The organism is Chamaesiphon sp. OTE_8_metabat_110, from assembly GCF_031382685.1.
Taxonomy (GTDB): Bacteria; Cyanobacteriota; Cyanobacteriia; order Cyanobacteriales; family Chamaesiphonaceae; genus Chamaesiphon.
In genome coordinates this window covers 1-2,434 of the sequence record NZ_JANMZA010000208.1, presented here as the reverse complement: position 1 = coordinate 2,434, position 2,434 = coordinate 1, and the positions used below count along the sequence as shown (strand labels likewise).

General features: G+C 45.8%; 3 protein-coding genes. 2 read left to right on the top strand and 1 reads right to left on the bottom strand.

Features of this window, described 5'->3' with window-relative positions; translation table 11 throughout:
- Together RMO52_RS07820 and RMO52_RS07815 are read left to right on the top strand one after the other, a co-directional pair.
- On the top strand, positions 1-363 hold a 363-nt coding region (locus RMO52_RS07820; RefSeq protein ID WP_310412616.1), incomplete at its 5' end, for a DUF192 domain-containing protein.
- Positions 364-852: 489 nt separating this feature from the next.
- Complete coding sequence (locus RMO52_RS07815; protein WP_309742419.1) at positions 853-1,047, top strand: DUF2949 domain-containing protein; 195 nt, start codon at positions 853-855, stop codon at positions 1,045-1,047.
- 65 nt (positions 1,048-1,112) lie between these two features.
- Here the strand turns inward: RMO52_RS07815 and RMO52_RS07810 are convergent, their stop codons facing one another.
- Positions 1,113-2,141 carry a D-alanine--D-alanine ligase gene (locus tag RMO52_RS07810; protein WP_309742418.1) on the bottom strand — a complete coding sequence of 343 codons (1,029 nt, stop codon included), beginning with the start codon at positions 2,139-2,141 and terminating at the stop codon, positions 1,113-1,115.
- Positions 2,142-2,434 lie beyond the last annotated feature (293 nt).

Genomic DNA, 2,434 nt, shown 5'->3' with positions numbered 1-2,434 from the left:
AAGATACTTTTAGAGGTGGCACGCACTGTTGAAGAGCAATCTACCGGGCTGATGTATCGCACTCAGCTCGCTGCCAATCGCGGCATGTTATTTGTCTTCTCGCCACCCCGTCCAGTCAGCTTCTGGATGAAAAATACGCTGATTCCACTCGATATGGTGTTCTTGTCGAATGGCGTAGTCAAATATATCAGTGCAAAAGTCCCACCTTGTAAAACAGTTTCTTGTCCGGGTTATGGTCCAGATTCCCAAATTCCGATCGATAATGTCATTGAATTACCAAGTGGTAGAGCCGCAGAACTTCGCCTCAAAGTGGGCGATCGCTTGAAAATAGAAACCTACTCAGCCAAAATACTGAAATATTAATTGTTTCAAAGAGAAAGGCTATTAGCTGTGCTAAAATCCATCTTTAAATAATAAAAAACTCATTAAATTTACGGATACTCGGATTTTAACTTTAGACAACTACCGTATTCTCACGGATTTCAATTGGGTGATAACAAGATTAAATATTTGTAACTGCTACTTTCTGAATTTCTAGACTTGGAAATCGAGGCGTTGCAGTCATCATCACAAAATATCAAAATTTAAGGTCCATCACATCTTTAGACTCAGAAACTGCTGTCATCTCATTTCAGTCACTTCTGTACTCCCGATCGTTATGGATCGATCTGCGACTAAAAGCATCATTAATTTAAAATCTTTTTGAATCTTTCTGTAATTTAGACCGCAACCGCTGAAGATCCAGAGCAAACATTGCTTATCCCCAAAGCTCTAGGTGAGAACATTGGTAAGGTACTGACTCTGCTCTTTATTTAATAAACACATTTTTAACATTTAGCCGGAGGTACGGCAATGATCTCATCTACCCCAGTGACAAAATTAATTCGATTCTTGCAAGAAGACCTAGCGATTTCGGCATCTTCGATGGCGATCGTCCTCAAACAAAACGAGCACAATCCAGGCCCACTGCCAATGTTACTCTGGCAGTACGGACTAGTAACGATCGAACAACTCGATCGGATCTACGACTGGATGGATGCAGCTTAGGAGGCTTTAAGCTTTGGGTTTTGGGCTTTAGGGGATAGGACAGTTGGTAAAATAGTGACAACCCACTACAAGCGCGTCCCCACCGCCGCCAGTAGCATCTCATCAAAGAATTCTGCTAAGGGTATCCCGGCGGCTTTGGTCATCTCCGACAGTACGCTCGTCTTGGCAAAAGAGCAAAACAGTCCCGCTTCCAAGAACCACGGATTGCCCTGCGGATCGACCCGAAAATCAAACAGACTGTAGTGCCGACAGCCGAGCGCGACATGGCACTTTTTCGCGATCGCACCTACTCGCTCGGTGAGCGGATCGCGCGGATCGACGATCCATGACTTATTGCCATCCTTGGCGGCAAAGTCCAAATCGCCATCATTCTCCTTGAGCTTGTCAGCATAACTGCGAATCGGTCGCATTTTGGCATCTAAGGCGTACTCTTCCAGTGGAAGACAGATTAGCGTACCAGCTCGATCGATGACCCCACAGCGGACTTCTCGACCCAGTTCGATGAATGTTTCTGCCAATACCTCATTGCTCTGAGCCAAAGCTACTTGCAATGCGGCATCGTATTCACTAGCATCCTTAGCTAAGGTAACGCCGATCGAGTTATCCCCATCCATCGGCTTAATCACCAATGGAAAATCCAGTGTCAGCGGATCTCCAGCGCGGAGCACCTCTCCTTTGGGCACAATTACACCAGCAGTGGCAACAATTGCCTTCGTCTTCGCCTTGTCAGCAACCAATGCCATCAGTGCGGCAGGATTACCCACGTACGGAATATTCAACAAATTGAATAGGGCGCGATACTGAGTCATCCCTGGGATGCAAAACATCTGGGGTACCATCACATCGATCTGAAGCTTTTCTAGGATTGGGATAGCTGCTGCTAGTGACAGAGGCTGGGCTAACGCGATCGCCTCTTTACTCAGATCTATTGGAAACCGCCAAGTTTTGTCGGGTGAAATATAGGCAATGTGAAACTCGTACAGAAGTGGATCTGCGGTGTTCTCCAGACAATCCCGCGCATACAATCGCGATAAATCGCCGTAAAATTCGCTTACTGCCGAACCAACTAAATGAAGAACTCGTAATTTAGACATATATGAAAATAAGAGCGTTGCAGAATGCAAGTATGATAAGGGATATTTTTGATGTCTAGAAACGTAGGTAGGGGCAATGTCTTGACCGAAATCGCGCTGAGGAAACCTCAGCGCGATTTCGGTCGCTTCATGAATTGCCCCTACCTATGTTTTCATACCTTAATTCAGCAATGCCAAAATAAGGATGATTGAGGCATTGCTGGCGGTGATGTCGCTCGCTCCATAATCGACGAGCGACATCACCGCCATTAGTTTGACTAGTCGCCCCCAATTTCGACTAGTTTGCCGATATT

Excerpts from the sequence above, each read along its gene's own strand:
- RMO52_RS07815 (WP_309742419.1), top strand. The coding sequence starts at position 853 with ATGATCTCATCTACCCCAGTGACAAAATTAATTCGATTCTTGCAAGAA.
- RMO52_RS07810 (WP_309742418.1), bottom strand. The coding sequence starts at position 2,141 with ATGTCTAAATTACGAGTTCTTCATTTAGTTGGTTCGGCAGTAAGCGAA.